General features: G+C 60.6%; 4 protein-coding genes. All 4 read right to left on the bottom strand.

The window, feature by feature from the left end:
* On the bottom strand, nucleotides 1-582 hold a 582-nt coding region (locus ABVS03_RS11420), incomplete at its 3' end, for a hypothetical protein (RefSeq protein ID WP_368019201.1).
* Nucleotides 583-744: 162 nt separating this feature from the next.
* Entirely contained in the window at nucleotides 745-3,927 is a 3,183-nt protein-coding gene (locus ABVS03_RS11415; protein WP_368019200.1) for a GIY-YIG nuclease family protein, read from the bottom strand.
* Nucleotides 3,927-5,438 (bottom strand): Eco57I restriction-modification methylase domain-containing protein, encoded by a 1,512-nt coding sequence (locus ABVS03_RS11410; protein ID WP_368019199.1) that lies wholly within the window; start codon nucleotides 5,436-5,438, stop codon nucleotides 3,927-3,929. The genes ABVS03_RS11415 and ABVS03_RS11410 overlap by 1 nt, the downstream gene beginning before the upstream one ends.
* A partial coding sequence (locus ABVS03_RS11405) for an SAM-dependent DNA methyltransferase (RefSeq protein WP_368019198.1) occupies nucleotides 5,431-5,958 on the bottom strand: 528 nt, incomplete at its 5' end. The genes ABVS03_RS11405 and ABVS03_RS11410, both read right to left, overlap by 8 nt.

Raw genomic sequence — 5,958 nt, 5'->3', positions numbered from 1 at the left:
TGGCAGGGAGTTGAAGTACTGGCAAGGATTATCGAGATAGCTTCTAAGCTTTTCAAAATCCTTTGAATCGGAGAACGAGACGATTGACATCAGTTCGTCACGGTCCATTTGCCGGAGAAAGTCAACAGCGTGAGCTATCTCGCTTTTCCCGCTCGACTCCCAGAAACAGAAGAACTGGTCAAGGTATTTATTCATCTCGGCCGACTTCTCCTCGTAGGGCATGGGGTGCCAGTCGTAGTCTATCCCACGCTTGCCTTGTTTCATTGCATGGGGACTTAGCGCAAAGTGAACTCCGTAGGTGACCAAGTTATCGAGAAGGACATTAATGTCGATTGGCGTTTTGCCCTTCCCACTCCCGACGTTTCGATCATCCAGTAGGCGGTTCAGCTTCTCAGCTAGCGGCTCGAGTGTATCCATGTCATTTATTGCATCAAAATAGACAATGAGGTGCTTCGATGCGCCGCCTTCTTCCAGAGCCACGTCAATTTCTACACCAGGAAGAAGGGTTATTCGGCTGCCGGCATTATAGAACGTACGGTACAACTCGATACAAATATGGTTATGGTCTGTAAACGAAATCATATCGAGGTCTTCATAGCACTCTAGGAGCTCCAGGAGACTACTGACATATTCGTCGACACTAAGGTTCCTGAGGTCTTGGTCCGTGCATGAATAGCACTGGTTAGAGTGAATGTGTAAGTCCCATATCTTGCCATACGAGCAAATGTGAGCATCCTTCATCTGTTACCCAATCCTCAACAAACCCTGGTAGAACGATCCGGGGAACACGAATCTCCGCGACGGCTTCTTCTTATGGTTGTCGTTCTCAAACGACACCTCGATGTAAGAGTCATCCAAGCTGACGATTTGGCCATAACCGAACGCCTTGTGGAACACCGTGTCGCCAAGATCCAGGCCGTTGAGCTCAGCCTTTGTGACAATGGGGGTAGGCTTGACGGGCTCGAACGATTCTTCGGGGTAGCCCTTGAGCCACCAGGCGGCGCGGCCGCCCGTCGCCCTCCCCCCATGGGAGCTGAGCTTGAACCCCGCACCACGCTCGTTGAGCTTCTTTACGAGCGCGGACGCCGCTGCGGAGTCGATGACCCAGAGGCAGCCATCGCCCTCCCGTCTGTCGAGGTATTCCAGCCCGGCATCGTCAAGTTCATCGTCAAGCCAGTCGCGCCTTGCATCCCCCTCGCCCATCGGAGTGAAGCTTGCCGACGCCGTACTTCCCTCCGAAGCGACGGAAGCGGTCTTGCCCATCGTCTTCGCAGCAGCTGACGGGGTCGTGTGCTCGCCTGTTGTTTTTGCCGACCCGGTTGAGGAGGCCTTCGACAGCCCGTTGGGCTCCACCATGGACTCCTGCTGGGCCATCTCCATGTACTCGAAGTCAGAGAGGGTAGTATCGAAGAGACCGACCCTCTCGCCCTCGTGGCGGTTCACGCCCGCGTATGTGAGGGAGGAGTCCTCGTAGCGGCGGAACTTGTAGACCGCATCGTTCATGAGGGCGTCGTTGAAGACCCCAAGCGACACCAGGAGCTCGAAGTCCTTGACCGTGAGCCCCGTCACCTTCTTGAAGAGCCCAGGCTCCAGCTGCGTGATCACGTCCTTGAGCGTCTGCTCGCGGTAGTCCGTGAGGTACATGAAGACGGGGATTCGCGTCGCGAACTTGATGAGCTTCTCCTGAATCTGCTTGCGCTTGCTCTTGAGCTCCTTCTCCTCGGCGGTCATCTCCTTCTGCTCCTTGGACGTGAGGTTGTCCCTCTCGCGCTTGGCCTTCTTTATGGCCTCAGAGCGGTTGATGATCGTCTCGATGTCCTGGTTGAGGTTGCGGAAGCCCTCTATGCTCATGAGCGCCTTCAGCGCGTCTTCGTTGCCGAGGATACGGCGCAGGGTGTCGTTGTCTACGTTGACGAGCAGGGCGCTCTCCCAGCGCCGTGCCAGGAGCGTCGCTGAGGTCCCGGCCATCGCGATGTCGAGGATGTCGGCGGCGCTCACGGGGCGCATGGCGCTCCCGTCGTAGGCGAGGACCGGCAGGAAGTCGATGAACTCGCCGACCTTCTGCTCGGGCCCCTCGTTCTCGTCCACCTTGAGGCGGCAGCTGTAGTCGGAGACCATGCGCAGCGAGCGGTCGAGCGCGAAGTCGAAGACGTAGCACTCCCTCTTCACTATCTCGGTGTTTCCCGCGTCGTCCTTTATGGTCCAGGGCGACTGGACGCGGAAGGCAGCCTGGAAGTACGTCTCCGGGCTCTTCATGTTCGTCAGCATGAAGATTCCCGTCCACGGCTTCACGGTGACGCCAGTGGTCAGCTTGCCGCACGTGAGGGTGATGGTCTGGGAGTTGAGCGGGTCGGCCATCGACTCGCGCACCTTGTCGAGCGCCGCCTCGCCGACTCCTGCCTCGGGTCCCGCGCAGACGTTCACCGTGTAGTCGTGGAAGAAGACGTTCTGCGGCTCGGCGAGGAGGTTGCGCATCGCGTAGCAGCTGTTGACGCGCGGCAGGTACCAGAGCGTGTGGTTGAGCACGCGGAGGAGCCGCGTGTCGGAGTACGGGAGGGCTGGCTTCTCGGCCCCGAGCTTCAGGTCGTCCACCGCCGAGGGCCTGTAGGCCCCCCGGATGAGGTCGAGCCACTTCTGGACCGAGTCCTTGAGCACGAACTCCGCCTCGTCGCCCTCCCCCCTGGCCTCGAAGAAGGAGTTGAGGTCGAAGCCGTTGTACTCGCCGCCGAGCGCAACCCTGCGGATCTCGTCGGGCATCTGGTAGGTGAGCATGACCATGCGCGGCAGGCTCTCGTAGGGGTTCGGCCGGCCGGGGTGCTCGCTGGGCCACGCCTCCTTCGCCGCCTGCTCGTCGGAGTAGGTCCAGTTGAAGATCTGCTCCTCGATGAACTCGCCCGAGTTGAGGGCGCGGAAGGGCGTGCCGGAGAGGAAGAGGTAGTAGCGGGTCACGATCGGCAGGTCGCCCTCGTCCATCTCGTTTCCGGTGTTCACGTGGCCTACTCGGGTGTCGACGTCCTCCTGCGTGTCACGCTCGTCCTCGTCATCCTGCTCGAAGAGCGTCTTGGAGTTCTCGTTCCACGCGCCGAAGTGGTACTCGTCGAAGACGACGAGGTCCCAGTCCTCCTCGCGCACCCACTCGTGCTGCGGCTTGATGCGCCCGGAGCGGTCGCGGCCCAGGAAGTCCTGGAAGGAGCCGAAGCAGACGATCGGGCGGGACTTGTCGGCCGCCTCGTACTGCTCGGCGATGTCCGGCCTGCTCGGCTCCTTTGGGCGGCTGATGAACTGCCATCCCTCGAATTCGACGTGCGTGGCGAGGTCCTCCTCCCACGCCGCCTGGACCGCCGGCTTGAAGGTGAGCACGAGCAGGCGCCTGAAGCCCATGTCCTTGGCGAGCTCGTAGGTGGCGAAGGTCTTGCCGAAGCGCATCTTCGCGTTCCAGAGGAACTTGGGCGTGCGCGCGCCGCCCTCCTTCTCGATGGAGCGGAAGTAGGCCTCGGTCTTGTGGACGGCGGCCTCCTGCTCGGGCCGCATCCTGAAGGTCTGCGTGCGCCGCTCGACGTTCTCGGCGCGGTCGCGCACAGCGACGTAGGCGGCCCTCACGTCGTCCACGGTGCAGCGGAACCACTCGGTCTTCTTCCCGTCGCGGTCGCGCAGGCGCTTGAAGCCGTTCTCCTCGAGGTTGGCGTGCACCTCGTGGTCCAGAAACACGGTGCCGTCGTCGCGCATGGCGGGCGCGGTGAACACGACCTCGTAGGGCTTCTCGCCGGGCTTGAGCGTCGGGTAGTGCTCGTGCATGCGCTCCTCGATGGTGCGCCCGGTGTAGCCGACCTTGAGCAGCCCCTTGAGCTCGCGGTTGTGCGGCTCGCAGTAGGCGTAGATGATCGGCTGGACGTCCGGTCGCTCGGGGAAGAAGTCGTTAGTGGGCATCAGTCCTCACCCGGGTTCATTTCCTTGATGTGGTTCTCGATGTATGCGGTCTCCTGGTCGTCTAGGCTAAACTCGTTGTAGAGGTCGACGTCGGTCCAGCTCCTCGAGAAATCGAGGTCGGGCACGAACATGAAGGACTTCTTGTTGACCATCTGCGCGGAGGCCACTTGGCTGATGAGGAAGCGTGGGAACTTGAGCGCGAGGTATGCCATGCAGTTGCGGGCCTCCGCCTCGGTGTCGAAGGTCTTCACGACGATATACGTCTCTGTGCAGACCTCCTTGGGCCCGAGGACTTCGAGGATGGAGAGCACGCGACGCATGCCCTGGGCGTCGGTGCCACCGGCGTGTTCATAGACGACGCGCGACACGATGACCTTCCACTTGTCTATCCATTCCTGTCCGGCCGTGATTGCGGTGCGCTCGATGGGCCCCTTGCCGTTTCTCCAACGTAGCGTGAGGTCGCCCCTGCCAGTGGGCTGGGCGAACGTGCGCAGGCCGAAGGGCTTTTGGCTGCTGACGTAGGCGCTAAGGAACTTGCTGGTATGTGCCGTAACCTTGTCCACGATGGAAACGGCTTGGTTGGAGCGTATGAGGATGTCGTAGCGGCCGAGGTCGCGCTCCTGCTCGTCTGCCTCGCCGTTCTTCATGTTGATAACGGCGCAGTCGCCCTTGTAGTCGCGCTCCCACAGGAAGTAGGAGACGCCGCCGGACATGTCGACGCCGGGGAAGCACTCGTTTGCGTCCTCGTAGTCAACGAGCTTCCTGATGTGCCGGTCGTTGAGCATGTCCTTGCGGTAGGAGTCGAGGCCGCGCCCGCCGGAGAACCAGCGGGAGGGCGTAATCATCACGAGGAAGCGGGGGTTGAGCTTCTTGGCCTGCTCCACGAACTTCTGGTAGATGGGCATGGCAGAGGCGTTGTTGCCGCCATCGCTTAGCTGATAGGGCGGATTTCCTATGATGACGTCGAACTTCATGTGCAATACCTCTTCAGGATTGTCAATGTGAATGAACTCGTATGCGTATTGCTCAAGCGACGGGTCCCTGTCGTATTGCTGTTGGGCAGCACCGCACCAGACGCAACGCCCGTCACGCCAAGTGTGCTGGACATTCTTGAAGCGAATGTTGCCCTCAGGGCCGTCGAATCGGACGACGGAGTACTTGCTGTTGGGGTACTTGGAGCAGTACAGGCTCCTCCGCGAGAGCAGGCTCGTGAGCTCGGTGATGGCGATTCCGAAGATCTGCCTCTTGTAGATGTGGTCGAGCCGCTCCTGGAGATCGGGGTACTCGTCCGCCAGCCCCTCGATGAGCCGCTTCGCGATCTCGCGCAGGAACACACCGGACTTGCACGCGGGGTCGAGGAAGGTCGCGTTCGGGTCGTGCCATATGTCCTCGGGCAGGAGGTCGAGCATCTGGTTAGCGAGCTCGGGCGGGGTGAACACCTCGTCGTTGCTGAGGTTGGCGAGGCAGCTAAGCACATCTGGATTGTAGGTGCTCTCGAAGAGGCTACTCATAGCTCTGCACCTCGTAGAAGCTCACGAGAGGGTACTCACGGATGGGCTTGGGGATGAACGACTTCGTCTCCTCGTCGTACTCCCAGTCGACCGCTGGATTGTTGCCTGCTCCGAAGAGCGAGCGCGTCTGGCCCTTATCGACGTTGCCCTCCAGCATCTCGTCGAGACGGAAGTCGCGGCGCTTCACCTTGTCTCCCAGAACGACAGACCACTCTGAGAATATGATCGGCTCGTCGGTGTCGTTGCCGGCCGCGTCGACGGCCTTGAGGCTGAGCGCGTTGCCGTTGAGGATGTTTCGCTCGAGCACGAATGCAATCGCATCAAGGAAGGCCTGGTTCTGGCTCCCCTTGGACACACGCGCATAGCGACTCCCGACGATCCCATACAGCCTCTTGCGGCATGTAATCGTGTTGTCACGGAGAAGCTCGACACCGTAGATGCTGCCTACCGCGATGAACGCGTATCTCTCCCACTCGGGGAGCGACCTGCGATATCGCGAGTCGACCACGTCCAGTTTTCT

Origin of the sequence: Olsenella sp. AGMB03486 (assembly GCF_040884255.1) — a bacterium.
Taxonomy (GTDB): Bacteria; Actinomycetota; Coriobacteriia; order Coriobacteriales; family Atopobiaceae; genus Olsenella_L; species Olsenella_L kribbiana.
Note: the sequence above shows the minus strand (reverse complement) of the source record. Positions and strands in the feature narration are given on the sequence as shown.